This is a genomic window from Streptomyces sp. NPDC047971, from assembly GCF_040653355.1.
Classification (GTDB): domain Bacteria; phylum Actinomycetota; class Actinomycetes; order Streptomycetales; family Streptomycetaceae; genus Streptomyces.
The window spans coordinates 21,099-46,073 of the sequence record NZ_JBEZNW010000015.1; the positions used below are offsets into that span (position 1 = coordinate 21,099).

A 24,975-nucleotide genomic window follows, 5' to 3' on the forward strand; every position below is an offset into this window, starting at 1 on the left:
TCAGTGGGGCGCAGGAGGTGGTCCGGATGACCATGGCGAGGCAGGACACGGATACGGCGGTACGGGCTCTTCAGGGGCTGGAGGACAGCCGCTCGTCGGTACGACTGCGGGCGGCGCTCGCGGTCGGCACGAACCCCGACGCGCGGTGCGTCGGCAGACTCGTCGAGCGGTGCGGGGTCGAGCCCGATTTCTCCGTCCGCGAGATGCTGACCTGGGCACTCACGCGCCACTCGCCGTCGGTGACCGTTCCCCCGCTGCTCGACGCGGTCCGCTCGTCACGCGCCCAGGCGCGGAGCCAGGCCCTGCACACGCTGTCCAAGATCGGGGACCGGCGGGCGTGGCCGGCGATCACCCGGGCCGTGCTCACCGACGCCGACGACGAGGTGGCGCGAAGCGCCTGGCGGGCGGCGGTCGTGCTCGTACCCGAGGGTGAGGAGCCCGAGCTGGCCGGGGCGCTGGCGACACAGCTCGGGCGCGGCGAGCGTGAGACCCGGCTGAGTCTGAGCCGCGCGCTCATCGCACTCGGTGAGACGATCCTGCCGGTGGTGCGGGCGGCGATGACGGATCCCGACCCTCGGGTCCGTCGGCATGCGCTCGCCACCGAGCGGCTGTGGGACGACCCGGACGCCGGGTTCGAGTTCGCCGTCGAGGAGGCGAAGCGTGTCGTGGCGCTCGGCGGCATGGGCGAGGAGGGGCGGTAGGCAGTGCTGATCGGTGATGTGGCGCGACGGTCCGGGGTGAGCGCCCGCATGCTCAGGCATTACGAGTCGCTCGGCCTGGTGCGGCCGACCGGCCGGACCGGCGCCGGCTATCGCGAGTACTCGGGCGAGGACATCCGCCGCATCTTCCACATCGAGAGTCTGCGGTCCCTGGGGCTGTCGTTGCGTGAGGTCGGCTCCGCCCTGGACGATCCGGGCTTCGCGCCCGCGGAACTCGTCGACGACCTCATCCGCCGGACTCGGGAGCGCATCGCCGGCGAGACGGCGCTGCTCACACGGCTCCGCCGGATCGACGCGGCGGACCCCGCCGGCTGGGAGGAGGTGCTGCAGATCGTCGCGCTCCTCCACGCCCTGGGGTCGGAGAGCGCCGGGAAGCGTCAGCGGGCGGCCCTCTCCTCGGTCGACGAGGGGCCGGTGCCGGTGGAAGCACTGGTCGAGGCGGTGCTGAGCGAGTCGGACCCGAACGTCGCCGGAGCCCTCCGGTGGGCGCTGGCGCAGGCGGGCGCCGACGGCCTGGCCCTGCTGGCGGAGGGTCTCGGCTCCTCGGAGGCCGAGGTACGAGACCGTGCCGTGCGGTCCATCGCCGAGGTGCCGGACGCCGAGGCGACCGCGCTGCTTCGCGAGGCCCTCACGAACTCCGATGTCGTGGTGCGTCGTTGCGCGGCCCTGGCACTCGGGGCGCGTGGGGCCGCCGACGCGATCCCGACGCTGATCGACATGGTCGTCGAGGAGTCGAACGACGTCGACGCCGCCGACGCGCTCGGCGCACTGGCCGGTGATCCCGCGACGGCGGACCGGAGCGCCACCGGGCTCGTCGGCCGCCTCGCCCACGGCAGCGCCGGTTCGCCCGCGCGCCGGCGCCTCGCGCAGGCGCTCGCGGACATCCCGGGAACCACCGCGGCTCGTGCCCTGGCCGAACTGGCGCAGGACCACGACCGTGCCGTCGCGCTCACCGCGGCGTACGTCCTCGCACGGCGCGAGGAGCCTCGATAGCGGTTCCTACTGAGCCGCCCGTTCCTGGAGGGTCGTGTGCCAGGCGGGCGGCTGCTCCTCCGGGTTCGCCTCCGCGCGGCGGCCGCCTCGGGCGAAGAAGTCCGCCAGCGGCAGGATCGCCGCGCCGACGGTGACGGCGTCCGGGCCGAGGGTGCCGAGGTCGATGCGTACGTGCGCGGCCGGGTACGACAGGGCGTAGGACGTGGCGTGGGCCCGTACGGAATCCAGGAAGCGGGCGCCGAGTTGGAGGCCCGCCCAGCCGCCGACGAGGATGCGCTCGGGCTGGAAGAGGTTGATGAGGTCGGAGAAGCCGGCGCCGAGGTACTCGGCGGTCTCCTCCAGCACCGCGAGCGCCGTGCCGTCGGCCTCCGGCACGGCGCCGTCGGGTCCGGGAGGCGGATAGGCCGCGGCAAGCATCGCGGTCAGCGCCGTCTCCTCGTCGGCGCCCTCGGGCGGGCGGCCGCCCGCCTCCGCCCAGCGCTGGAGCAGCGCCTCCGCGCCGGCGTACGCCTCCAGGCAGCCCTGGGCTCCGCAGCGGCAGCGGCGACCCCGTACCCGTACGGTCAGATGACCCCACTCGACGGCCCGGCCCGGCTTCATGTCGTCGGCGACGACGCACGCTCCGACACCGGAGCCGAAGAGGACGACGACGGCGTTGCGGGCGCCCCGCCCGGCGCCGAACCACATCTCCGCCTGGCCGAGGGTCTTGGCGCCGTTGTCGATGGAGTAGGGGACGTTGTCGGGCAGCAGTCGCGACTCGCGCAGCAGTCGCTCCAGCGGTACGGCGTCCCAGCCGATGGTCTGCCCGTGCACGACGGCGCCGTCGTCCTCGGACCTGGCGACGATGCCCGGCACGCCGATGCCGACCCCGAGCAGGCGCTCCGCCGCGATGCCGGCCCGCTCCAGGACCTCGGCGATGCCTTCCCGGAGGTGGCCGAGGACCACCCCGACGTCGTAGCGGTCGACCCGGCGCTCCCCTTGGGTCTCCAACGGCCGCTCGACCCGGGCGAGTTCGGTGAGGGCGAGGTCGAAGAGCTCGATCCGCACCCGGGTCTCCCCGACGTCCACACCGACCATGTATCCGCTGTCCGGCCTGATGCGCAGCAGCGTGCGGGGGCGGCCGCCGGCGGAGTCGACGCTGCCCGCCTCCTCCACCAGGCCCTCGGCGACCAGTTCGGCCACCACGTTACTCACGGAGCCCGAGCTCAGGCCGGTGACCGGTCCGAGCGAGAAGCGGCTCAACGGCCCGTCGAAATACAACCGTTGCAACACCGCGGTGCGGTTCTCCCGCCGCAGGTCACGCACTGTACGGCCGCTGCGCACTGTCACCGTGCCCCCTCGTCGTCATGTCCTGGTAAGCAACATACCGCTGTCACGCCTCTTGACGCGACCTTCGCTTGAGGTTTAACTCACATCCTAAATTAAGCCCTGAGGCTGTTCGGGAACTGAACGCGGGACCTTGCGCCGTTCCCCCTCGTGGGCGATCCGCCACTCCACGAAAGGCTTCTGGAGTCATGCGCAGAACCCGAGCCGCAGTCGTCGGCGCCGTCACGCTCTCCCTCGTCCTCTCGGCGGCCGCCTGTGGCGGCGGCACCTCAGGCGCCGGATCCAACGAGAACCCCAGGACTCTCACCTACTGGGCGTCCAACCAGGGCGCGAGCATCGAGGTGGACAAGGAGGTCCTCCAGCCCGAGCTCGACAAGTTCGAGAAGCAGACGGGGATCAAGGTGAAGCTGGAGGTCGTCCCCTGGAGCGACCTGCTCAACCGCATCCTCACCGCCACCACCTCCGGCCAGGGCCCCGACGTCCTCAACATCGGCAACACCTGGAGCGCCTCCCTGCAGTCCAGCGGCGCCCTGCTGCCCTGGGACGCGAAGAACTTCGAGAAGATCGGCGGCAAGGACCGCTTCGTGGCGTCGTCACTCGCGTCCACCGGCATCCAGGGCCAGGACCCCGCCGCCGTCCCGCTGTACTCCATGGCGTACGCCCTCTACTACAACAAGAAGATGTTCGCGGACGCGGGCGTCACGAAGCCGCCGGCGACCTGGGACGAGCTGGTCGCCACCGGCAAGAAGCTCAGCAAGGACGGCAAGCACGCGATCGGCGTCGAGGGCTCCAACCTCGCCAACAACATCCACCAGGTGTTCGTCCTCGGCAAGCAGCACGGCGCGGACTTCTTCACCCCCGACGGCAAGGCCGACTTCACCTCCGACGGGGCCGTCGCCGCGGTCGAGCAGTACGTCGACCTGATGGCCGAGCACAAGATCGTCGCCCCGGGCAACGCCGAGTACGCGCAGAACCAGTCCCTGAGCGACTTCTCCAACGACAAGACCGCCATGGTGCTCTGGCAGACCGCTTCCGCCACCTTCGCCTCCCAGGGCATGAAGGAGGACGAGTGGGGTGTCGCCCCCGCTCCCGTGCTGTCCGGCACGCCGGGTCAGGGCAGGGCCACGAACTCCATGGCGGCCGGCATCAACATGGCCGTCTTCAAGAACACCAAGAACATCGACGGCGCCCTCGAGTTCGTGAAGTTCATGACCGGTGACGAGGAGCAGAAGATCCTCAACAAGGCGTACGGCTCGATACCGCCGGTCTCCTCCGCCCAGCAGGACCCGGCCTTCAACACCCCCGCCCTCACCGTCCTGCGCGAAACCCTCGCCACCAGCGCGGCCGCACTCCCCCAGGTCCCGGAGGAGTCACAGTTCGAGACGGTCGTCGGCACCGCCGTCAAGGAACTCTTCGCCGAGGCGGCGGCCGGCCGTGAGGTGACCACCGAGACGGTGCGGGCCAAGCTCGAGAAGGCCCAGCAGCAGATGCCCAAGAAGTGAGCACGGACACCCACATGACCACCACCGCCATCGAACCGGCGGGACGGACCGCTTCGAAGCCCCACCCCGGGAGGGCGCGGCCGCCGCGCCCTCCCGGGCGGCTCCGCCGCCTCTCGCTGCCGTACCTGCTGCTGCTTCCCGCGCTCGCCCTCGAACTCCTGGTCCATCTGGTGCCGATGGTCATCGGCGTCGTCATGAGCTTCAAGGAACTCACCCAGTTCTTCATCCGTGACTGGGGCACCGCGCCGTGGGCCGGTTTCGACAACTACGCCGTCACCGTCGACATCGACGCGCCGGTGGGCCGGGCGCTGCTCGGCTCCTTCCTCACCACCTGCCTCTTCACCCTGCTCTCCGTCGGACTGTGCTGGATGCTGGGCACGGCCGCCGCGATCTTCCTCCAGGAGACGTTCCGCGGCCGGGGCGTCCTGCGGACCCTCTTCCTCGTCCCGTACGCCCTGCCGGTCTACGCCGCCGTCATCACCTGGGCGTTCATGTTCCAGCGGGACAACGGTCTGGTGAACCATGTGCTCCACGACCAACTGGGGCTGACCGACACCCCGCCGTTCTGGCTGATCGGCGAGAACAGCTTCGTGACACTGCTCGTCGTGTCCGTGTGGAAGGGCTGGCCCTTCGCCTTCCTCATCATGATGGCCGGCCTGCAGAACATCCCCCGGGAGATCTACGAGGCCGCCGCCCTGGACGGCGCGGGGGTCTGGCAGCAGATCCGCCGGATCACCCTGCCCTCGCTGCGCCCGGTCAACCAGGTGCTCGTCCTGGTGCTGTTCCTGTGGACGTTCAACGACTTCAACACGCCGTTCGTGCTGTTCGGCAAGGCGGCGCCCGAGGCGGCCGACCTGATCGCGATCCACATCTACCAGTCCTCGTTCCAGACCTGGAACTTCGGTACGGGCGCGGCCATGTCCGTCCTGCTGCTGCTTTTCCTGCTCGCCGTGACGGGCGGCTACCTCCTGGCCACCTCCCGAGGAAGGAGGACGGGCGATGTCTGAGGGCACCCTGCGCCGTCCGCCGCGCTCCCCCATGGCCCCGCCGCGGTCCTTCCTGTGGAGCCGACGGATCTTCCTGACCCTGCTCACCGGATTCGTCCTGCTGCCGGTGTACGTCATGGTCTCCAGCTCGGTGAAACCGCTCCAGGACGTCTCGGGCAAGTTCCGGTGGATCCCCACGGATCTCACGATCCGTCCGTACGTCGACATCTGGGAGACGGTCCCGCTCGCCGACTACTTCATGAACTCCCTGATCGTGGCAGGTTCGGCGACCGTCTGCTCGGTGGTCATCGCCGTCTTCGCCGCCTACGCCGTGAGCCGGTACTCCTTCCGCGGCAGGCAGGTCTTCACGGTCACGGTGCTGTCGACCCAGATGTTCCCCGGCATCCTCTTCCTGCTGCCGCTGTTCCTCATCTACGTGAACATCGGCAACGCCACCGGGATCGCGCTCTTCGGCTCCCGCGGCGGCCTCATCCTCACCTATCTCACCTTCTCCCTGCCGTTCTCGATCTGGATGCTCATCGGGTACTTCGACTCGGTGCCCCGCGACCTGGACGAGGCGGCCAAGGTCGACGGCTGCGGTCCGCTCGGCGCGCTGTTCCGGGTGATCGTGCCCGCGGCCGTCCCCGGCATCGTCGCCGTCGCCGTCTACGCCTTCATGACCGCCTGGGCCGAGGTGCTGTTCGCCTCGGTGATGACCAACGACGCCACCCGCACCCTCGCGGTGGGCCTCCAGGGCTACTCGACCCAGAACGACGTGTACTGGAACCAGGTCATGGCCGCCTCCCTCGTCGTGAGCGTGCCCGTCGTCGCCGGCTTCCTCCTCCTGCAGCGGTACCTCGTCACCGGGCTCACCGCCGGAGCGGTCAAGTAGCCCCCTCTGCCACCAGCACGCCTCCGAGAGGATCTCCGTGTCCGAAACGACCGACCAGCTGTCCGGCGAACTCGCCGCCCTCCCCCGTGACTTCGTCTGGGGCACGGCCACATCGGCCTACCAGATCGAGGGGGCCGTCGCGGAGGACGGCAGGTCCCCCTCCATCTGGGACACGTTCTCCCACACCCCCGGCAAGGTCGACAACGACGACCACGGCGACATCGCCTGCGACCACTACCACCGGTGGCCCGAGGACATCGCGCTCATGAAGCGGCTCGGCACCGACGCGTACCGGCTGTCCGTCGCCTGGCCGCGCGTCGTCCCCGGCGGGGACGGCCGGGTCAACACCGCCGGGCTCGACTTCTACGACCGCCTGGTCGACGGACTCCTCGCCGCCGGGATCACCCCGTCCGTGACCCTCTACCACTGGGACCTGCCCCAGGTCCTCCAGGACCGGGGCGGCTGGACCTCACGCGAGACCGCCGAGCGACTCGCCGCGTACGCCTCCGCCGTCGCCGGCCGGCTCGGTGACCGGGTCACCCAGTGGGCCACCCTCAACGAGCCGCTCTGCTCGGGGTGGATCGGCCATCTGGAAGGCCGGATGGCCCCGGGTCTGACCGACCTGACGGCCGCCGTCCACGCCTCCTACCACCTCCTGCTGGGCCACGGCCTGGCCACCCAGGCCCTGCGTGCGGCCGCCCCCGGCGCACGGGTCGGCCTGGTCACCAACCACTCCACCGTCGAGGCCGCCACCACGCGCCCCGAGGACATCGCGGCTGCCGTCCGCATGGACGGACACACCAACCGCTGGTGGCTCGACCCGGTCTACGGGCGCGGCTTCCCCGCCGACATGCGCGAGCTGTACGGGGTCGAGCTGCCGGAGCACGCCGGTGACCCGGAGACGATCGCCGCACCGCTCGACTGGCACGGCCTGAACTACTACTTCCCGGCCACCGTCGAGGACGACCCCGCGGGTCCCGTCCCGTACGCCAGGGAGGTGCGTCTCGCCGGCGTTCCGCGCACCGGCATGGACTGGGAGATCGACGCCGGGGGGCTCGAGGCGCTCCTGCTGCGGCTGACCGACGACTACGGGGTACGGCGGCTCTACGTGACCGAGAACGGCTCCGCGTTCCCCGACGCCGTGGGCCCCGACGGGTCCGTGCACGACCAGGACCGGATCCGGTACCTGGAGCAGCACATCGCGGCCTGCGCCCGGGCGGTCCGCAAGGGTGCTCCGCTGGCGGGGTACTACGCCTGGTCCCTCCTGGACAACTTCGAGTGGGCCTACGGCTACGACAAGCGCTTCGGCCTCGTCCACGTCGACTACGCGACCCAGGCCCGCACGGTCAAGGCGAGCGGTCACCGGTACGCGGAGATCATCCGGGCCCACAGGGCGGCCGCCTCGGGCAGCTGAGCACGGCGCGTGGAAAGGCCCCGCCCACCGGATGCGACCGGTGGGCGGGGCCCTTTCCGTGCTCCTCCGGTCAGGGGAAGGAGACGATCTTGGACGGGACGGTCGACGTACCCGAGGTCGGTGCGCCGATGTCGTTGATGACGTGCTCGTACTGGCCGTTGCCGCCGAGTGAGACGACGAGCAGGCTGTGGAACCTCACTCCCGGTTTCACCGGGGCCTTGAATCCGTGGTCCTGGCGGATCGTCGGGTCCACGTTGTAGTAGCAGTAGCTGCCCATCCCCCAGCCTTCGTGGACGTCGACGGAGTCGTCGACGCGGTAGGCGGCGTAGCCCTTGGTCGGGCCGTTCTGGATGGCGGCCTGATCGGGCGCGTCGTACGCCTTCTCGTTCTGGAAGAAGATCGTGCGGCCGCGCTCGCCGTACCACTCGACGTCGTACTTGTTGAAGTGTTCGACGAACAGACCGGTGGCCAGGACGTCGTCCCCGTTGACACGGACGCCGTAGTCCGCGCGGTTGGTCTCCCAGCCCCAGCCCTCGCCGTGGTCGGCCCGCCAGACCCAGGTGTGGTCGATGATCGTGTCGTCGCTGTTGACGACCATGCTCGTGGTCGCCCTGCCCGGGCCCGCGCCGCCGATGCGGAGGTAGACGTCCTGGACCGTGGTGGGGTTGGCGGCGTGGTCGGCGGAGGCCCCCTGGGGGCCGATCTCCAGCAGGGTCGGGGAGTTGACCGGGCCCGCGTCGATCAGGAAGCCGGCGAGGCGGACGCCGTCGACGTCGGCGACGCGCATCGCGGTGACACCGTTGTCGGGGATGATCGTGGCGAGGCCGAGGCCGAGCACGATGGTGCCCGCCCGGTTGATGTCGATGGTCCGGTCGACGTGGTAGACGCCCGGGGTGAAGAGCAGGTGCAGGCCCTGGGCGACGGCGGCGTTCATCGTGGCCGCCGTGGTGCCCGGCTTGACGACGTAGAAGCGGCTGAGCGGGATCGACTCGCCCTGCGGTGTTCCGTTCGCCCAGCTGACGCCGCGCGCGTTGGTGCGCTTGGCGGGCGCGAAGACCTTCAGCTCGCCGCCGTCGAGGTGGAGGAAGGGCTTCTCGCGGGAGATCGGGGTGGTGTCGAGGGTGGTGTACGGCGGGTCGGGGAAGCTCGTCGCCGGAGCGCCCTCCACACCGGAGAAGGTCATGTTCCACACGCCGTTGGTCCAGCCGCCGACCGCGCTGTCGCGGGTGTACCACTGCTGCTGGGAGTACGGACCGACCGTGCCGTCGATCCTGCTGTCGGCGATGTAGCCGCCGCTGGCCCATCCGTAGCCGCTCGGGGCCAGGTTGAGGCCGCCCTTGACGTGCATCCGACGGAAGGAGGCCGCCTGCGAGACGGCCCAGCGGTTGGTGCCGTTGACGGGGTTGAGCGCCAGGTTCTCCGCGGCACGCCAGAAGTTCTGGGTCGCGTTGCCGTCGAACCACCCGGCGTCGACGGTCACGTCGCCGTTGAAGGTGGTGTCGTCGGGGCGCAGCCCGAGACCGGCGATCTGGGTGTAGAAGCCGATCTGGGCGTTGAGGCCGTCATAGGTGCCCGGCTTGAAGAGGAAGGCGTGTCGGCCGGTACCGAACTGGGCCGACTCCTGCTGCTGGAAGACCTGGTCGAGCTTGGCCTGGATGCCGGGCGTGGAGGGGTCGATGATGTGGACGTTCGGGCCCAGGTCGCCACCGCCGGGGAGCATCGGTCCGCCGTCCGTGGTGCCGTACACCTGGAACTCCCAGAGGGAGTAGCCGTATCCGGTGGCGCGGGTGAGGCCCTGCATCCGGACGTGGCGCGCGGTTCCGGAGACGGCGACCGTCTCGGAGCCGCCGGTGCCGGCGGTCGTGGCGTGCACCGTCGACCAGGTGGTGCCGTCCGCGGAGATCTCGATCCTGTAGGCGGTCGCGTAGGCGGCCTCCCAGCGCAGTTCGACGCGGTCGAGGACCGTCGGCGCGCCGAGGTCCACCTGGAGCCACTGGGGGTCGGCGAACGCGCTGGACCAGCGCGTGCCGAGGTCGCCGTCGACGGCGCCGGCGGCTGTCGTGGCGCCGTTCTCCTGACTGGAGGCGGTGACCGGCTTGCCCTGGGAGAGCAGCACCGGCGCGGCGTGGGCGGCGGGGGCCGGGAGGAGTGCGAGCAGCGCCGCCACGAGGGCGGTCACGACGGCCGCCGCGACGCCTCGGTGCGGTGCGGCGGGGCGTGGACGGTGTGGCGATGTCGCCACGGGTAGGCCGACAACGGGCATGAAGAGGTCTCCTCGTCAAGGGAGTTGGAGTAGGCGGAGAAGGTGCGAGAGAGCGCTCTCCCGCACCCTGCCCGCCGGTCAAGCCCGGGTCAATGACTCCGACCGCACTTTTCTTAGGTCTTTCATTAAGTCGGCGAAGCAGTGTCGCCGACCCGGGTCGGGGCGCCCGGGGGCACCCCGGCTTCGCGGCGGCGCGAAGCGCGGACACCCCGACGGAGGCCGGTCACCGGGTCACCGTCCACTTCTGGTTGGCCCCGCCCGCGCAGGTCCAGATCTGCAGGCGGGTGCCGTTGGCCGAGCTGTTGCCGGTCGCGTCCAGGCACTTGCCGGCCTGCGGGTTCACGATGTCCCGAGCGGCGTTGGCGTCCCAGCGCTGGGCGGCCGTGCCGTTGCATTCCCACAGCTGGACCACGGTGCCGTCCGCGGTGCCGCCGGAGGCGACGTCGAGGCACTTACCCAGCGCCCTGATCGTTCCGTCCGCGCCGACGGTCCACCGCTGGGCGGCGGTTCCGTTGCAGTCGTACAGCTGGACCGCCGTGCCGTTGGCCGTTCCCGCCGCGGCGACGTCGACGCACTTGCCGCCGATCCCGGTGATGGGACCGCCTGTCGTGGGGGTGTCGCCCGTGGTGACGCGGACGTGGTCGACCACCAGCTGCTGGGGGAAGACGGTGGACCCGTCGGGGTCGCCCGGCCAGTAGCCGCCGACCGCCAGGTTGAGTATCAGGAAGAAGGGCTTGTCGAAGACCCACTGCCGTCCGCCGAGATCGGCCGGGGTACGGGTCTGGTAGACGGTGCCGTCCACGGACCAGGTGATCCGGCCGGGCGACCAGTCGACGGCGAAGGTGTGGAACGCGTCGGCGAAGACCTGCCCACCGGGCAGCGTGTACGCGGCGCCGATGCCGCCCGCGCCGGAGTATCCGGGGCCGTGCAGGGTGCCGTGGACCGTGGAGGGCTCGAAGCCGACGTTCTCCATGATGTCGATCTCGCCCGAGTCGGGCCAGCCGATCTGACCGAGGTCGTTCCCGAGCATCCAGAAGGCGGGCCACATGCCCTGCCCGCGCGGGACCTTCATCCGGGCTTCCACGTGGCCGTACTGCGCGGTGTACCGGCCCGCGGTGTTCAGCCGGGCCGAGGTGTACTCGCACCGGCCGTACCAGCACTGGTAGTTGCCGGGGTTCTCCTTGCGCGCGGTGATCACGAGATGGCCCTGGCCGTCGAGTGCGGCGTTGCTGTTGCCGGCCGTGTAGTACTGCCGCTCGTGATTGTTGACGTTGTCGCCGGTCTCGATCTGCCACCGGGTTCCGTCCACGGCGGAGCCCGCGGGCCCGTCGAAGTCGTCGGAGAACGTGACGGCGGCCGCTTCGGCGGCGGGCCGGAGCGCGGTGCCGCGATCGGGGGACGCGGAGGCGCCCGGTGTGGGGGCGGTGAGGCCGAGGCAGAGCGCGGCGAGCGCGAGGGCCGTCGCGGCGGAGGACAGCAGGCGCCGTGGTGAGCGGGAGGAGTGCATGGCTCTCTCTTCCGTCGGGTGTGGGGGACGCACTGAAAGTCATGCTCATGACATTCAGCGGCAACGGGCGGAGCCGCCTCGACGGTGCGGGACGCCGGACCGCTTTGTTGCACCCATGATTTAAGAAGTGAACTAAGAGAGCCGTCAAGGGTTTTGGTATGGACCTGCGCACCCTTGATGAACTCCGGCCACACCGGCACCAGGGCACAGACCCCGCCCGCACGAGAGGCCCTCGGCTCGGGCCACCCGCACGGGCCGAGACCCGGCAGGCGCCTACAAGCCGGCGAGTTCGGCGTTCGCCCTCGCGGTGACATGGGCCAGCGCGCGGGCCGCCACCTCGCGCTCGGCCACGGGAATCTCCCCGTACAGCCGCTCGGTCAGTCCGGCCACGGCGTCCGCGAACTCCCGCCGGAGGCTCGCCCCCTTGTCGGTGACGGCCACGCGGGGGCCGTCGATCAGCCCGGCGTCGGCGAGTTCGTCGAGCAGGGCGCGCGCTTCCGGCTCGCCGACCTTGAGGGTCGCGACCAGACGGTCGACGGCGTCGGCCCGGTCGAGCCCGGCCGCGACGGCATTGAGCGCCACGGACTGATGAAAGGTCAGCCCCGAGGCGGCGAGGAGACGATCCCGCACGGCGGCGATCGCGTGGTAGGCGATCCCGATCGCCTGGCCGTCGAGGAGAGGAGCGGAGGAGGTGTCGATGGTCGTCATGGCGTGAATCTCCCTGCGAGCGAGGTGTGTTGAGTATCCGACACCTCAAACGGAGCCTTCTCCGCTTGAGGTGTCGTCACATTAAACGGAGACCTCTCCGATTTCCAAGAGTCAACCGGAGACTTCTCCGCTACGCTGCTCCGCATGACCGCCCCCACCGAGCGCGCCGACGCCGCCCGCAATCGCCTCCGCATCCTCGGCGCCGCTCGCCACCTGCTCGCGACGGACGGCTTCGCCGACCTCTCCCTGGACGCGGTGGCCAGGGAGGCCGGGGTGGGCGTCGGCACGGTCTACCGCCGCTTCCACAACCGAGCCGGGCTCGTCTACGCGCTGATCGAGGACAACGAGACCCGCTTCCAGGAGGATTTCCGGCGGCACTGCGGGGATGCGATCCTGTCGGCCCACGACCGGCTGCGTGCCTTTCTGCACGGCATGGCCGACCTCGTGGACGACAACAGGGAGTTGCTGCTCCTGGCCGAGGCGAGCGCGCCGGCGGGGCGCTACAGCAGCGCCCCCTTCCGCCGGCACCATGAGCAGATCACGGGCATGGTCGCGGAGCTCGCCCCCGGCGCGGATGCCGCCTACCTGGCGGATCTGCTCCTCATGGCGTACACGCCGGGCCTCTTCGACCATCAACGCACCGAGCGCGGCTGGGACGTGGACCGCATCAAGCACGGCCTCGACACGCTGATCGCCGGCATCGGGGCCGCCGGGCCGGCCGACGAGCGGTCCTCCTGACCTTCCGGAGGCAGCCGACGACTTCCCGGCCTTCGGCGCCATCCGGATCACGGTCGTGACCGAGGAACCCGATGGCGCGATAGCGACCATGACGAACGCTCAGCGCCTTCCGCCCCCTACGGGCCGCCACCGAGCCGGCCGGCCCCTGAGCCCGGGCCCCGGACGCGCCTCGGCCGTTGGTCGCTCGCGTCTCGCTCCCGTCCCCCGCAGGGGCGATGTCAGTGGTCGCCACTAGGTTCTTTCTTGTCCCGCCGATCAGGCGCGGGCCTTCCCTTACCCCTCCCATGCCCTGAGGAGATCTGCGTTGTCCCACTGGGAGACTTCGAGTCTGACGCGGGTGCTGCAGCCCGCCCGCCCACGGAAACTGGCCAAGGTTCCCTTCGTCGAGCTGGCCGACGGGCGCCTGCAGGGTGTCGTGTCCAGCGGATCGGACATCGCCCGGGTCTACGTCTCTTCGGTCGCCGTCGGCGACTACGCGTTCGCGTGCAGCACGAACAACAACCGGCCCTGCGGCGGCGCCCGTGGCTCCTTCTGCAACCACATCCGGGCCCTCATCGGCGAGGCGGTGCTGCAGTACGGAGCCGAGCGCGTCGCCCGGTATCTGAAGGTCGACCCGGCGGACGATCTGAACGCGGCGGGCGTCACGAACGCCATGTGCGCCACGCGCCCGTCCGCTGCGGCCGGCGGAACCGCTGCCGCGGCGCCCGTGTTCAGCCGCTTCCTGCGCCACCTGTCCTACCTCGAACTGCAGGCGTCGACCGGTCCATTGCCCGAGATGCAGTGGTTCCCGCCGACCCGAGAGGTGGCCTGATGCATGCCGACCTGCTCACCGAGCCCGTTCCCGGTCTGGACGAGGCGATCACCGCCGTCGCCGGGTTCGACGCCCTTCTGACCGACGGCCTCCTGCGCCCCCGCGCGGCTCAGGCCGGTGACCTGATGGCGTTCGCCGACGCCGTCGCCGGCACCCCGCTCGCCTCCCGGGTCGGCGAGGCGGCCGAGAAGACCGCCGCGGGCGCCGCCGGGGAGGAGCACTTCCTCGCTCTCGCCGCCGCCCGCACCGCCCTCCTCGGCTCCGTCCACGACGCGCTCGCCGAGCGGGTGACCGCGGCGACCGGCCGGCCGGCCGCCCACGACGCGGCCCAGCCGGCCCCCGGCGGCGAGCCGGTCAACGTGCTGGCGGCCGCCCGGTCATGGCTGTGCGACCTCGCGCGCACCGGCTGGCGGGGGCTGGACCACGAGATCGTGACCGGTGCCGCCCCCGTGGTCTCGGCGATGCTGCCGGACCCGTCGCTGCGCCGCCTCGCGGTCCTGCTGGACGGCTTCGCCACCGAACTCGCGGCCTGCTGCCCCGGCGCCGCGCTCGACCGGGTCCCGGAGCGCCGCTGGGCCGACCTGTGGTCGCGCGCCCTGCTCCTGACGCTCCCCGGAGCGGCCGACCTGCCGGCCACCGGCACCGTGAGCGGTCGTCTCCTTCCGCTCGGCGTCGATCTCCACGAGCACGCGACGGCCGTGCAGGCGCAGGTCCATGCCGTGCTGGAGCCCTCCGACGGGGGCGCCGCGCGCCTGGTGCGCGCCTCCGTCTCCGCGCCGAAGCCGGACACCGTCGTCGGTGCGGGACTGTGGCAGCTCCTCCGGCCGCACATGTCGCTCCTCACCGCTGTCGGCGAGGGCGGGACGATGGACCTGGACGGGATGCCGATCACGGCCGAGGGAGACCTCCTCTGGGACGACGCCCTCGCCCGCGCGGGCGCACCGGCCGACCCCTTCGTCACCGCCCGGGTCGTGCTGCCGACGGCCGTCGGCTCCGCCCCCGCACCACTGGACCGCCATCCCGCCCGGATCGCCGTCCCGGTGTTCCTCGAGGGGTATGCCGTGTCCCAGGAGGCGGACGGGCTGACGTTCGCGGTCGCGGGTCAGCCACTCGCCGTCGACGCCGACCGCATCCCGGCCGCCGGACCTCTCACCCCCGAGAACGTCGCCGCGTCCGGGGCATGCATCGGCCTCCTGCGCTGGGACGCCGGAGCCTTCCGCGTACAGCCGCTCGCCGTCGAGACGACCGTGCGGAAGAAGAGCCTCGCGATCCATGCGGGGGCATGGGCCGGAGGAACCACCGACAAGGCGGGCGTCAAGGGCGAGAAGGCCGCCACCGACGCCGTGGCCGTGCTGCGGGAGCGAGCGGGAAGGCTGCTGCGCGGATGACCGACCCCACACCCGACCCGATCCCCGAGGGCCCGTCGGCCGACTCGGACGAGAACCGCCGCCAGGTGCTGTACTGGCGCCTGCTCGCGCGCCTCTTCGACCCCGAGGAGCAGCCCGGTCTGGAATCCGCGAGCCTCGCCGTCGTCGAGGACATCGGGCTGCCGCCCGGCCTGCTGGACCCGCAGGCGTCCGTCGACTCCGTCGTCCAGCGCCACCCCGAACTGGCCGACGAGTTCGACGGGCTGATGCTGCACCAGGACGGCGACGGGCCGCGCGACCGCGCGGCGGAGGTACGGCGCGCCGCCCTGCTGTCGAAGGTCCTGCTCAACGTGTTCGCGTCGCCCTCCGGATCCGTCAGCGCGGGGCACCTCGCCGGCTGGCAGTCCGACGCGGGATGGCTGGAGCGCGCCCTCGGATGCCGGCCCGGTGACCTGCGCGGAGGTCGCGCGGGAGCGGGCGCTCCCGGTGTCAGCCCCCACGGCACCGGAGTCGGCGGCGGCACGCCGGACCTGAGCCGGCTGATTCCCCAGATCGGACCGGAGCTCGGCGCCATCGAGGCGGATCTCGTCAAGCGCATGCACCTGCGGGAGGTGCTGGCCGACCCGAAGCTGGCGTCCCGGCTCACGCCCAGCATGTCGCTGATCGAGCAGCTGCTGCGGGACAAGAACAACCTCTCCGGTGTGGCGCTCGCGAACGCCAAGGCACTGATCCGACGGTTCGTCGACGAGGTCGCCGAGGTGCTGCGTACGCAGGTCGAGAAGGCGTCCGTCGGGGAACTGGACCGCTCTATCCCGCCCAAGCGCGTCTTCCGGAACCTGGATGTGAACCGGACGATCTGGAAGAACCTCACCAACTGGAGCCCGGAGGAGGAGCGGCTGTACGTCGACCGCCTCTACTACCGGCACACGGCTCGCAAGACGACGCCCCAACGGCTGATCGTGGTCGTCGACCAGTCGGGCTCGATGGTCGACTCGATGGTGAACTGCACCATCCTCGCCTCGATCTTCGCCGGGCTGCCGAAGGTCGACGTCCACCTCATCGCGTACGACACCCAGGCCCTCGACCTCACTCCCTGGGTCCACGATCCCTTCGAGACGCTCCTGCGCACCCAGCTCGGCGGCGGCACGGACGGCACCGTGGCCATGGCACTGGCCCAGCCGAAGATCGCCGAGCCCCGGAACACCGTCGTGGTGTGGATCTCCGACTTCTACGAATGGCGCGGCGAGGAACTCTTCGCCTCCATGGCCGCCGTGCATCGCTCCGGGGCCAAGTTCATCCCGGTCGGCTCGGTGACGAGCGCCGGGCGAGGCAGCGTCAACCCGTGGTTCCGGGAGCGGTTCAAGGACCAGGGCACTCCCGTGCTTTCCGGCCACATCCGCAAGCTCGTCCACGAGCTGAAGAACTTCCTCACCTGACCGCTCCTGCCCGCGCCGCCCCATGACCGGCGGCCCCCAAAAGACCCGCGGCCCCGCGCCGCCCCAGAACCGTACGAAAGGCACCGAACATGTCCGACCTGCTGCGCGCCCCCGCCGAGATCAAGTACGCCGAGGAGCTGGAGTGGCTGGAGTCGATCGACGACAACCCCAAGCCGTTCTCCTGGCGTCTGTCCCCGAAGATGGTCCGGTTGTTCATCCTCGGTTCCGAGCGGGCCGACGGCCTCGACCGTGAGATCGCGCAGAAGTGGTTCGGCGACCGGAGCTTCGTCGAGCGCTCCATCGTCACGCTCGCCTCCGACCGCGGTCTCCTCCTCATCGGCGACCCCGGCACGGGCAAGAGCTGGCTCGCCGAGCTGCTGTCCGCCGCGATCAGCCGCAACTCCACCCAGGTCGTCCAGGGCACGGCCGGCACCACCGAGGACCACATCAAGTACTCCTGGAACGTGTCCATGGTCATCGCCAAGGGCCAGTCCCGCGAGTCGATGATCCCCTCGCCGATCATGACCGCGATGGAGACCGGGACCATCGGCCGCTTCGAGGAGCTCACCCGCTCCACCAGCGACGTGCAGGACGCCCTCATCTCGATCCTGTCCGAGAAGTACATCTCGGTCCCGGAACTCGACAGCGCCGACGGCGAGAACATCGTCTTCGCCAAGCCCGGCTTCTCCGTCATCGCCACCGCCAACAGCCGGGACCGGGGCGTCAACGACCTCTCCTCCGCGCTGAAGCGGCGCTTCAACTTCGTCCGCATCCCGGTCGTGACGAACAAGCAGAGCGAGACGGAGATCGTCCGCTTCCGCACCGAGGAACTCCTGCGCCGCCACCAGATCGAACTGGACGTCCCGCCGAACCTGCTGGACGTGCTGCTGCAGAGCTTCGCCGATCTCCGCGCCTCGGCGACCGCCGCCACCAGCGACGACGAGAAGCTGGAGTCCGCGCTGTCGACCGCCGAGCAGATCGGAGTCCTGGAGGACGCCATCCTGCACTCCAACTTCTTCGGCGAGCGCTCCCTCACCGCCCGCACCCTCGCCTCCTCCCTCGTCGGCTCCCTGGTCCGGCGCGAGCCCGAGGACCTGGCGATCCTGAACAAGTACCTGCACGGGGTGGTCGAGCCCCGCGGCAAGGAGGAGGGCGGCTTGTGGCCGGAGTTCCTCGACGGCGGCCGTGACGCGATCGCGACCCTCTCGTGAGCGGCCGCCAGGAAGGGACCTTCGAGGCCCTTCGCGTCCAGCTCCAGCAGGCGGCAGCCGAGTTCTCCGACGGGCCGACGGCACTGGAGGGCATACTCCTCGGCCTCGTGGACGACGTCGACCGCGCCGCGCGCGAGCCGCTGGAGATCTTCCCGGTCTGCCACCACTCCCCCGCCTCCGCGCTCGCGATGGCACGCCGGCTGCGCGAGAAGCAGCCGAAGGTCGTGTACCTGGAGCTGTGCGAGGACATGGCGCCCCTGCTCACCGAACTGCGCAACTGCCGGCTCCCCGTCGCGGTCCAGGCGTTCGCGTCCCGGCTCGACGGCTTCCCGGAGGAGTGGGCGCCGCTCTCGGTGGTCGCCCCGATCACCGAGGCGTCCGCCGAGTACCAGGCGATCGCGTACGCGCTGGACACCCCGGGGGTGGAACTCGTCCTCGTCGACCGCTCCTCGGACCACGTCTTCCAGTGGAACTCCCGCCAGCAGGGCACGGAGACGGGCGACGCGGACGCGCCGGCGGCCGAGGAGGAGGCTGCGCTGCACGGCGACGCCGTGGGCGTGGAGATCGGCGACCTGCGGCCGCGGTTCGCCGAGCTCGAGGAGCACCTGCTGCGGCACGGCCGGGTGCGGCACTGGTCGGAGTGGTGGCACCAGTACGTCGAACTGCCCCTGGGCGACAGCGACCACGACACGTACCGCCAGGCCATGTTCCTGATCGGAAGCCTCTTCCGTCGCCTGGCCCCCGGGGACGCGGAGCGGGTACGGGTCGACGAGGACCGCGAGCGGTACATGTGGACGCGGATGCGCGAACACCTGAGCGCGACCGGCACGGACCCGGCGGACTGCCTCTACGTCTGCGGAGCCTTCCACGCCGCCAGCCGTGTGGCGGAGTTCGGTGTGGAGGGCGACGACACCTTCGAGATCAGCCCCCGCACCGGCACCACCTGGCAGTACGGCCTGATCCCGTCGAGCCACGCGGCGATCGAGGCACAGTTCGGGCTGGCCGCGGGCTCGGTGTCGATCGCGGCGACGGTGTGGGCGAAGAACCTCAAGCGCACCCGCGTCGAGCCCTACCGGCTGGTGGGGCAGGCGGGCGCGAAGAAGACGCGGCCGAAGAAGACCGCGGCCGTGGCGGCCGTGACGCAGGCCGAGCCGGCGGACATGCTCACCGGGTTCCTTCGGCAGCCGCCGGTCCTGGACCGGCTGGACGAGACCGAACTGCTCGGCTGGTCCGTGGAGATCGTGCGGGCCGCCCGCCGCAACGGCTATCTCGCCTCCACCGCCGACGCCATCGCGGTCTTCGAGACGTCGATCCTGCTCGCCGGAATGCGGGACCGGGCCAAGCCCACCCCGTACGACTTCCAGGACGCGGCCGTCACCTGCATCGAGAAGGACACCGTCCCCGGGCGGCGCGACGTGCGCCGGCTCGTGGAGATCATGATGGGCGGGGACCGGATCGGGCAGGTCGGCTACGAAGCCCTGCCGCCCCTCGCGCGCGACGTCCACGACCGGCTCGCACCGCTGGGGCTGAAACTCGAAGCGCGAGGCGTGAAGCGGGCGCTGCTGGACATCGCCGGCCGCCCCGAGCTGGAGCGCTGCTCCGACGTGCTCTGGATGCTGCGGTACCTGATGCCGCACGGCGCCGCCCGTCCGATCATGGGCGAGCGGACCCTCGGGGAGCGTCCGATCCAGGAGTCCTGGGACCTCGCCCTCGGCACCCACCAGCGCGCCCTCATCGAGCTCGGCTACGAGGGCGTCAGCATCGAACAGGTCCTGGAGCAGCGGCTGCGCCGCGCGGCCTACGGACCGCAGGCCACCGCCGCGACCGTCCTCCAGGCCGTCGAGGACGCCACACTCCATCTGCGCAGCCGTCGCCTCGCCGACGAGCTGGGCACGCGCGCCCTGGAGGTGCTGGCGGCCGAGCGGAGCGTCGACGGGGCGCCGGAGGTGCTTCGCCGCGTACGCCGGCTCCTCGCGTACTACCGGACGAGCGAGCCGGTGCTGCCCGGGTGGATCGAATCGTTCGTGAAGACGGGGTACGCGCACTACTGCACGCTGCTGCCGACCGCGTTCGCGGACGAGGACGCGGGAGTCCGGCAGGTGGCGGCGATGCTGGGCTTCCTGTTCAGCATGGAGTCCCTGGCGCTGTCGCTCGGCTGCGACCGTACCCAGCTCGAGCTCGCGGTCGCGCAGTCGCACCCGGAGGACCCGGCGAAGACCGCGCTGCTGTGGGCCGCGCAGACCCAGCTCGGGACCATGACGCGGAGCGAGCTCAGGGAGCGGTGCGACGACCTGCTCGACAACCCCCTCGCCCTGCCGACGTACCCGCGCTACCTCAGCGGTCTCCTGCATGCCCTGGAGCCGGCGCCCGGTCTCACCGACTTCGTCGTGGAGGCGGTGTCGAACGCCTTCGGGCGGCTGCCCGACCCGGTGCTCCTGCCCTGGCTGCCGACCCTGATCACCACCCTGCGCTCCAGCGGAGCCGAACTGGCCCCGCTCCTCATCCGCGAGGCCGGACGGATCTTCCCCTCGCGCCTCGGCGAGCTGGACCGCTGGGTCCCGCCGTGGCGGGAGACGCCGCACCCGATCCGTACCCGTGCGACGTCGGGCCCGGGGGCCGGGAGCCGCGCGATCCTGCTCGACGCCCATCCGGCGTCCTGCGACGCGGTCGCCGCACTGCTCGGCTGCGAGGGCTCCTGGGAGCCTGCCACGACGGCGCCGTCCGGTGTGGCACTGGTGGGTCGGCACCCCGCCACGGCGGAGGCGGTGGGGGTGCTGTTGGCCCGGATCTGAGGCCCGTCGTCCGTCGCGGAGCGCGCAGGAGCCGCTGCTTGCCGGTGCACCCGGCGGGGGGCTCCTGCGCGGGCACACCCGCATGATCGGCCGCCCCGCGACTCGCCGGGCCACACGGCGGCCGCGGCGACGAGGCCGTTCGTCGTCTCCCGTGCCTGTGAAGGCCACCCGTATGGGCCGACGGGCAGTCCGTGCCGGCGGAGGGCCGCCCATACGGGCCGGCGGACGTTCACCGACGCTCGGTTCAGGTGATCGAGGGCACCCGCTCGGACGGTGGTGGCGGACCGGGAGGCGTGCCGTCCCCGAACGGCCGCCCGCCGAGCGCCTCCCTGCCGTGCGCGGTGAGCCAGCCGCTCGTGTCCGGGCCCCGGGGGACGATCCCGGTCGGATTGATGGTGCGGTGCACCCCGTAGTAATGCTCCTTGGTCTGCTCGAAGTCGATCGTGTCGCCGAATCCGGGCGTCTGGTACAGGTCGCGCGCGTAGGCCCACAGCGCCGGCAGCTCGGTCAGCTTCTGCCGGTTGCATTTGAAGTGGCCGTGGTAGACGGCGTCGAACCGGACCAGGGTGGGAAAGAGTCGGACGTCGGCCTCGGTGAGGGTGTCGCCCACCAGGTAGCGCCGGCTCTCCAGGCGCCGCTCCAGCCAGTCCATGCGCTCCCACAGCCGCCGGTAAGCCGTGTCGTACGCCTCCTGCGAGCCGGCGAAGCCACATTTGTAGACACCGTCGTTCACGTCCTGGAAGACCTTGTCCGCCACGTCGTCGATCTCGTCGCGCCACTTCTCCGGGTAGAGGTCCGGCGCGCCGTCCCGCTGGTGGGCCGCCCACTCCTGCCCCAGGTCGAGTGTCATCTGGACGAAGTCGTTGGTCACCACCTGCCCCGTCGAGACCTCGACGATCGCGGGCACCGTGATGCCTCGCGGATAGTCGGGCCGGCGGGCGAAGAACGCCTCCTGCAGCCGTTCGATCCCCAGGACCGGGTCCTTGCCGCCCGGGTCCAGATGGAACGACCAGCTCCGCTCGTCGTGCAGCGGCCCGGCGACACCCAGCGACAGCGCGTCCTCGAGTCCCATGAGACGCCGGACGATGGCCGCCCGATTCGCCCAGGGGCAGGCCCGGGCGATGATCAGGCGGTAGCGCCCGGGCTCCACGGGGTAGCCGTCGCGGCCGTCGGCCGTGATCCGCGTCGTGATGTAGTTCTTGTCCCGCTTGAACTCACCGTCACCAGCCATGTGTCGAGCCTAGCCATGCGCGGCCCTCTCGGTGGCGGTACGGACGACCTCCGCCCCTTTCGGGGACTCTCGGGCGCGGGTCCGGAGCTCCCGAGATCCTGCCCGGCGTCGGGGGCGTCTTCAGAGCGTGGCTCTCCGGGCTCCGCCGGGCGGCTCAGACCTCGGGGAGGGAGGGGTCGGGAGTCCAGGGGGCCGGTGCGGTGATGGCCCAGCGTTCGTGGTCCCGCCAGTCCCCGTCGATGAAGAGGTAGGCGGGAGAATTGCCTTCGTACCGGAAGCCGAGCCGCTGGACGAGGGCCAGGGATCTCTTGTTCCCGGGCTGGATGTTGGCCTCCAGCCGGTGCAGGCGCAGTTCCGTGAAGGCGTACCGCAGCGTGGCGGCGATCCCTTCGGTCATGTATCCGCCGCCGGCGGACGGGGCGAAGGCCGCGTAGCCGAGGGACGCGCCCTGGTAGCGGCCCCGGATGATCGAGTTGATGTTGACCATGCCGGCGGCCACGCCGGTCTCCCGGACACGGATCAGGAACCCGAGGTTCGTTCCGTCGTCGAAGCGACGCATCCATGCCCGGAACGCCTCCGCGGTCGCGGGCAGCTGTGAATAGGGCCGGTGCAGCTCTGAGCTGGCCTGCACGAGCGCGCAGAACTCGTCCTGATCGGAAAGGGTGAGCGGGTCCAGTGCGACCCGTGACGGCATCATGATCATGGGCCCACGTTAGGTCCCGCGCGGGCCGCGGTCATCAGGCTTCGGCGCATTCGGCGCGATCGGCGCCCGCCGTCGAGCACCCCGATCACGGCCGGTGAGAGGTGACACGCGAGAATCCGCGCATGACGACTGACGCCTCGGGCGCCGACAGGGTGGAAGCGGTACGGCGGGTACCGCTCGATTCCGACCGAGTGGGTACGGAGTTGATCATGGCGGCCGACGCCGAGCCACGCCGGGAACCCGTGACCGCGATCCAGGGATACGACGGCAGCCCTCTGGTGGCCGGCGAACCATGGGTGGCCCGGCCGGGCTTCTGGTCCAACCACCTGCTGGTGATGTGCGGTGACGGGTCATGCACCGAGCAGCCGAGCCCGGAGTGGTTCGGCGATGACGGCGCCGATGCCGATGCCATGTCCGAGGCCCTCTTCGCTCCCGAGCGGTGGCCGGTGTTCCGGGTGCCGGCCGACCATGGTCCCGGGGCCGTGGTGATCTACCGCAACCTGGACGGCGCGTACGGCACCGACTACCTCCTCACCCGTCCCGACGGCAGCGGCGTCCGCCGGATCGCCAGTTGGGAGCAGGACTTCTCGGGGACGGGACTGTCCTGGCACGAACTGGTCCACCTCGCCGACAACCCGTCCGCCGCGGACGTGGGCGTCCGGGACACGGCCGCCCGTCTCCTCCTGCTCCTTCCCCTCCTCGCCGACCCCGGCCTGCCGGACGCGGCGACGGAGACGCTCACCGCCGCCCTGACCGCGGTCGGCTCACCGGGGGATACGGCCGCCACGGCCGCGGAGCACCTGCTCGCCCATCTGGAGCGACGGTCCCGGCACGACCCCACGTGGGAGTCTCCCCTGAGCGGCGCCCAGAAGGCCGCGCCGCCCTCGCCGGACGCCTACCGGCTGCCGCTCGACGTCGGCGTGTGCTCCGCCTGCCGGCCGCACGAGCGGACGGAGGGAGCCGGTCGGGCGGAGGGAGCCGGTCGGGAGTGATTCCCGGGGCGTCGGTTCTGATCGGGGTGGTCAGGCGGGTGCGCCCGTGGGCGGCAGTTGGGTGGTGCAGTACCGGCACCTGGTCGCCGCCTCGGGGATGTCCTCGGACAGGCACGCGGGGCAGGTCTTGACCGGCCCCGGCTCACCGAAGACGGTGACACCGCGGCGAGCCTGATAGTGCTTGTAGGGGACGACGATCAGGAAGTACACGACCGCCACGAAGATGAGGAAGTAGATGAGGGCCGAGATGAACTGCCCGATGTCGAGGTACGTCGCGGAGTTCCCCTCGTCCCCCAGCTGCCAGCCCAGCCCGTCCGAGCTGCCGCCCTGGAATCGCGCGACGATCGGGTTGATGACGTAGTCGGTGAACGCCTTGATCAGAGTGGAGAAGGCCAGCGCGATGACCAGACCGACGGCGATCACGATGACATCGCCGCGCATGAGGAAGTTCTTGAAGCCCTTGAGCACGTTTCTTCTCTCTTTCCGGAGACAGGAGTGCTCAGCACGCTAAGTCCCGCTCGGCTCCGGAGCGGTGCGCCACAGCGGGAAGCACCCGGACGGCGGCTACCGGCGCGCTCGCCGCGCCTCGCGGCCGCCCTGACCCCGAGTGCCCCGGGCCGGCGGGCCCGGGGCGACACGACGGAGCGGTGGGCTCGGCGATCAGGTCGAAGGGACCCGATCGCTAAGCCCACCGCTCCGTCCAGGCCCTCGAACGCGACATCCGGCCGAGGCGTTCGCGGGCTCGGCTACTTCTTGAGCTCGTCGAGGCAGAGCACGAACTGCTTGCCCGAGCTGCGTCGACCACCGCGGGTCTGCTCGTGGTAGCCGAGGTCCGACTTGCCCTCGCACTGGGTGGTGTCCAGCGTGTCGGGGATCACCTCGACCACCTTGTACGTGGCCTCGGTGGCGCCGCACTCGACGACCTCCAGGTCCGGAGAGACCGTGGACCCGGCGTTCTTGAGGCAGTCTCCGGCCTCCGCGTGGTCGGCGTCGTCCTGGCTAGCGAAGTAGGCCACCACGCACACGATGAGGACGATCACCACACCGATGCCCTTGAGGATCTTCATGATGCCGATCCCCCCGCTCCGGGACGGCGGCGGCGCCGACCACTGCGGCTGCTGAGGCGGCGGTGGCTGCATCGGCATCTGCTGCTGGGGCGGGTAGGGCTGTTGAGGCGCGTACTGCTGCTGTGGGTACGGCTGTTGCGGGTACGGCTGCTGCTGGTAGCCGTACCCCGGCTGGGGCGGGTGTCCCTGCGGTGGCTGCTGTGCGTACGGAGCAGGCTGGCCGTACGGGCCAGGGCCCTGCTGCGGCGGAAAGGTCATGTGGGAAACCCCGTGAGTACGTGTGAGGCGAGCGCGCCTTTTGACGCGGACACGCTATA

Annotated in this window: 21 protein-coding genes; 13 read left to right on the forward strand and 8 right to left on the reverse strand. The window is 71.0% G+C overall.

The window, feature by feature from the left end:
* Nucleotides 1–26 precede the first annotated feature (26 nt).
* Complete coding sequence (locus AB0D99_RS16445) at nt 27–701, forward strand: HEAT repeat domain-containing protein (RefSeq protein WP_362361528.1); 675 nt, start codon at nt 27–29, stop codon at nt 699–701.
* A gap of 3 nt (nt 702–704) precedes the next feature.
* Nucleotides 705–1,712, forward strand: coding sequence for a HEAT repeat domain-containing protein (locus AB0D99_RS16450; RefSeq protein ID WP_362361531.1), 1,008 nt, complete (start codon nt 705–707; stop codon nt 1,710–1,712).
* A 6-nt stretch (nt 1,713–1,718) separates the two neighbouring features.
* Here the strand turns inward: AB0D99_RS16450 and AB0D99_RS16455 are convergent, their stop codons facing one another.
* Nucleotides 1,719–3,041, reverse strand: a complete 1,323-nt coding sequence (locus tag AB0D99_RS16455; RefSeq protein ID WP_362361534.1) for an ROK family protein — start codon at nt 3,039–3,041, stop codon at nt 1,719–1,721.
* A 185-nt stretch (nt 3,042–3,226) separates the two neighbouring features.
* Here AB0D99_RS16455 and AB0D99_RS16460 point away from each other — a divergent pair, with 185 nt between their 5' ends.
* Genes AB0D99_RS16460 through AB0D99_RS16475 form a run of 4 tightly spaced genes read left to right on the forward strand, consistent with a single transcriptional unit; the run spans nt 3,227 to nt 7,832 of the window.
* Nucleotides 3,227–4,540: an extracellular solute-binding protein gene (locus tag AB0D99_RS16460; RefSeq protein WP_362361537.1), complete on the forward strand. Its 1,314-nt coding sequence runs from the start codon at nt 3,227–3,229 to the stop codon at nt 4,538–4,540.
* A gap of 14 nt (nt 4,541–4,554) precedes the next feature.
* Nucleotides 4,555–5,547 (forward strand): sugar ABC transporter permease, encoded by a 993-nt coding sequence (locus AB0D99_RS16465; RefSeq protein ID WP_362361541.1) that lies wholly within the window; start codon nt 4,555–4,557, stop codon nt 5,545–5,547.
* A gap of 31 nt (nt 5,548–5,578) precedes the next feature.
* Entirely contained in the window at nt 5,579–6,418 is an 840-nt protein-coding gene (locus tag AB0D99_RS16470; protein ID WP_362361843.1) for a carbohydrate ABC transporter permease, read from the forward strand.
* Between the two features lie 37 nt (nt 6,419–6,455).
* Nucleotides 6,456–7,832 (forward strand): GH1 family beta-glucosidase, encoded by a 1,377-nt coding sequence (locus tag AB0D99_RS16475; protein WP_362361544.1) that lies wholly within the window; start codon nt 6,456–6,458, stop codon nt 7,830–7,832.
* A gap of 70 nt (nt 7,833–7,902) precedes the next feature.
* Here the strand turns inward: AB0D99_RS16475 and AB0D99_RS16480 are convergent, their stop codons facing one another.
* From AB0D99_RS16480 to AB0D99_RS16490, 3 genes are all read right to left on the reverse strand, one after another.
* Complete coding sequence (locus AB0D99_RS16480) at nt 7,903–10,095, reverse strand: discoidin domain-containing protein (RefSeq protein WP_362361547.1); 2,193 nt, start codon at nt 10,093–10,095, stop codon at nt 7,903–7,905.
* A gap of 223 nt (nt 10,096–10,318) precedes the next feature.
* Nucleotides 10,319–11,602, reverse strand: coding sequence for a family 16 glycosylhydrolase (locus tag AB0D99_RS16485; RefSeq protein WP_362361550.1), 1,284 nt, complete (start codon nt 11,600–11,602; stop codon nt 10,319–10,321).
* 273 nt (nt 11,603–11,875) lie between these two features.
* Nucleotides 11,876–12,310 (reverse strand): hypothetical protein, encoded by a 435-nt coding sequence (locus AB0D99_RS16490; protein WP_362361553.1) that lies wholly within the window; start codon nt 12,308–12,310, stop codon nt 11,876–11,878.
* A gap of 144 nt (nt 12,311–12,454) precedes the next feature.
* Between AB0D99_RS16490 and AB0D99_RS16495 the strand changes: the two genes are divergently transcribed.
* The 6 genes from AB0D99_RS16495 to AB0D99_RS16520 all read left to right on the forward strand — a co-directional run bounded on the left by AB0D99_RS16495 (nt 12,455) and on the right by AB0D99_RS16520 (nt 20,665).
* Nucleotides 12,455–13,048, forward strand: a complete 594-nt coding sequence (locus AB0D99_RS16495) for a TetR/AcrR family transcriptional regulator (RefSeq protein ID WP_362361556.1) — start codon at nt 12,455–12,457, stop codon at nt 13,046–13,048.
* A gap of 289 nt (nt 13,049–13,337) precedes the next feature.
* On the forward strand, nt 13,338–13,859 hold the full coding sequence (locus AB0D99_RS16500) for a hypothetical protein (protein ID WP_362361846.1): 522 nt from the start codon (nt 13,338–13,340) through the stop codon (nt 13,857–13,859).
* Entirely contained in the window at nt 13,829–15,247 is a 1,419-nt protein-coding gene (locus AB0D99_RS16505; protein ID WP_362361559.1) for a hypothetical protein, read from the forward strand. The genes AB0D99_RS16500 and AB0D99_RS16505 overlap by 31 nt, the downstream gene beginning before the upstream one ends.
* Nucleotides 15,244–16,662, forward strand: coding sequence for a VWA domain-containing protein (locus AB0D99_RS16510; RefSeq protein WP_362361562.1), 1,419 nt, complete (start codon nt 15,244–15,246; stop codon nt 16,660–16,662). Before AB0D99_RS16505 ends, AB0D99_RS16510 begins: the two co-directional genes overlap by 4 nt.
* Nucleotides 16,663–16,751: 89 nt before the next feature.
* Entirely contained in the window at nt 16,752–17,873 is a 1,122-nt protein-coding gene (locus AB0D99_RS16515; protein ID WP_362361565.1) for an AAA family ATPase, read from the forward strand.
* Entirely contained in the window at nt 17,870–20,665 is a 2,796-nt protein-coding gene (locus AB0D99_RS16520) for a hypothetical protein (protein WP_362361568.1), read from the forward strand. Before AB0D99_RS16515 ends, AB0D99_RS16520 begins: the two co-directional genes overlap by 4 nt.
* A gap of 244 nt (nt 20,666–20,909) precedes the next feature.
* Here AB0D99_RS16520 and AB0D99_RS16525 read toward each other — a convergent pair whose 3' ends face one another.
* Nucleotides 20,910–21,896, reverse strand: a complete 987-nt coding sequence (locus AB0D99_RS16525) for a glutathione S-transferase C-terminal domain-containing protein (protein WP_362361571.1) — start codon at nt 21,894–21,896, stop codon at nt 20,910–20,912.
* Between the two features lie 154 nt (nt 21,897–22,050).
* Nucleotides 22,051–22,599, reverse strand: coding sequence for a GNAT family N-acetyltransferase (locus AB0D99_RS16530; protein ID WP_362361574.1), 549 nt, complete (start codon nt 22,597–22,599; stop codon nt 22,051–22,053).
* A 122-nt stretch (nt 22,600–22,721) separates the two neighbouring features.
* On the opposite strand from AB0D99_RS16530, the gene AB0D99_RS16535 reads away from it, so the two are divergent.
* On the forward strand, nt 22,722–23,591 hold the full coding sequence (locus tag AB0D99_RS16535) for a hypothetical protein (RefSeq protein ID WP_362361577.1): 870 nt from the start codon (nt 22,722–22,724) through the stop codon (nt 23,589–23,591).
* A gap of 30 nt (nt 23,592–23,621) precedes the next feature.
* Here AB0D99_RS16535 and AB0D99_RS16540 read toward each other — a convergent pair whose 3' ends face one another.
* The gene (locus tag AB0D99_RS16540; RefSeq protein WP_362361580.1) at nt 23,622–24,059 is read right to left on the reverse strand and encodes an MscL family protein; all 438 of its coding nucleotides are present in this window, start codon (nt 24,057–24,059) and stop codon (nt 23,622–23,624) included.
* Between the two features lie 278 nt (nt 24,060–24,337).
* Complete coding sequence (locus AB0D99_RS16545) at nt 24,338–24,916, reverse strand: hypothetical protein (protein WP_362361583.1); 579 nt, start codon at nt 24,914–24,916, stop codon at nt 24,338–24,340.
* Nucleotides 24,917–24,975 lie beyond the last annotated feature (59 nt).

Coding starts and splice junctions, on each gene's coding strand:
- AB0D99_RS16480 (WP_362361547.1), bottom strand. CDS start 10,095: ATGCCCGTTGTCGGCCTACCCGTGGCGACATCGCCACACCGTCCACGC.
- AB0D99_RS16465 (WP_362361541.1), top strand. CDS start 4,555: ATGACCACCACCGCCATCGAACCGGCGGGACGGACCGCTTCGAAGCCC.
- AB0D99_RS16495 (WP_362361556.1), top strand. CDS start 12,455: ATGACCGCCCCCACCGAGCGCGCCGACGCCGCCCGCAATCGCCTCCGC.
- AB0D99_RS16545 (WP_362361583.1), bottom strand. CDS start 24,916: ATGACCTTTCCGCCGCAGCAGGGCCCTGGCCCGTACGGCCAGCCTGCT.
- AB0D99_RS16515 (WP_362361565.1), top strand. CDS start 16,752: ATGTCCGACCTGCTGCGCGCCCCCGCCGAGATCAAGTACGCCGAGGAG.
- AB0D99_RS16510 (WP_362361562.1), top strand. CDS start 15,244: ATGACCGACCCCACACCCGACCCGATCCCCGAGGGCCCGTCGGCCGAC.
- AB0D99_RS16460 (WP_362361537.1), top strand. CDS start 3,227: ATGCGCAGAACCCGAGCCGCAGTCGTCGGCGCCGTCACGCTCTCCCTC.
- AB0D99_RS16445 (WP_362361528.1), top strand. CDS start 27: ATGACCATGGCGAGGCAGGACACGGATACGGCGGTACGGGCTCTTCAG.
- AB0D99_RS16490 (WP_362361553.1), bottom strand. CDS start 12,310: ATGACGACCATCGACACCTCCTCCGCTCCTCTCCTCGACGGCCAGGCG.
- AB0D99_RS16525 (WP_362361571.1), bottom strand. CDS start 21,896: ATGGCTGGTGACGGTGAGTTCAAGCGGGACAAGAACTACATCACGACG.
- AB0D99_RS16530 (WP_362361574.1), bottom strand. CDS start 22,599: ATGATCATGATGCCGTCACGGGTCGCACTGGACCCGCTCACCCTTTCC.
- AB0D99_RS16485 (WP_362361550.1), bottom strand. CDS start 11,602: ATGCACTCCTCCCGCTCACCACGGCGCCTGCTGTCCTCCGCCGCGACG.
- AB0D99_RS16535 (WP_362361577.1), top strand. CDS start 22,722: ATGACGACTGACGCCTCGGGCGCCGACAGGGTGGAAGCGGTACGGCGG.
- AB0D99_RS16470 (WP_362361843.1), top strand. CDS start 5,579: ATGGCCCCGCCGCGGTCCTTCCTGTGGAGCCGACGGATCTTCCTGACC.